General features: G+C 72.5%; 2 protein-coding genes. Both read right to left on the bottom strand.

Translation table 11 applies throughout. The annotated features are described in order from the left end of the window. Nucleotides 1-335: shikimate dehydrogenase (locus G3I71_RS52000; RefSeq protein ID WP_369335583.1), on the bottom strand; the 335-nt coding region annotated here is incomplete at its 3' end. Then, the coding region (locus tag G3I71_RS52005; protein WP_164324880.1) for an endolytic transglycosylase MltG at nt 332-581 on the bottom strand (250 nt) is incomplete at its 5' end. The genes G3I71_RS52000 and G3I71_RS52005, both read right to left, overlap by 4 nt.

Here is a 581-nt window from a genome sequence, read left to right on the forward strand (position 1 = left end):
CCGTGCACGTCGGTGTTCGCACCCGTGAGCGTGCGGCCCGCACCCGCGCCGTGCACGAGCACGGTGTTCACGGCACCCACGACCTCCGCCAACGGCTCCACGTGGTCGAGCAGCGGCAGCACCGTCTGCTTGAGCGGCATCGTCAGGCTCAGCCCGGCCCACGTCGGGTCCAGGTCGCGCAGGAACGTCACGAGCGCGTCCTCCGTGACGTCGACCGCGTCGTACCGCCAGCCGTCGAGCCCGAGCGCGGCGTACGCGGCCGCGTGCAGCACGGGTGACAGCGAGTGCGCGACCGGGTGCCCGAGCACGGCGGCCCGGTGCACCGCGGTCGTCACCCGTCCTGCTCCTGCTCGCCCTGCGCCTCCTGGGCCGCCTTCTCGGCCTGCCACTGCCGGTAGAGCGCGCGGTTCTGCTCGTGCTCGTCGTTCGTCGTCGCGAACCGCGTCTCGCCCGTGTCGAGGTTGACCGTCATCCAGAACAGCCACGTACCGTCCGCCGGGTTGAGCACCGCGTCGATCGAGGGCTCGCCCGGTGCGGCGATCGGCGTCGGGGGCAGGCCGTTGACCCGGTTGAGGTTGTAC

The organism is Streptomyces sp. SID12501, assembly GCF_010550245.1.
In the GTDB taxonomy this organism is placed as follows: Bacteria; Actinomycetota; Actinomycetes; order Streptomycetales; family Streptomycetaceae; genus Streptomyces.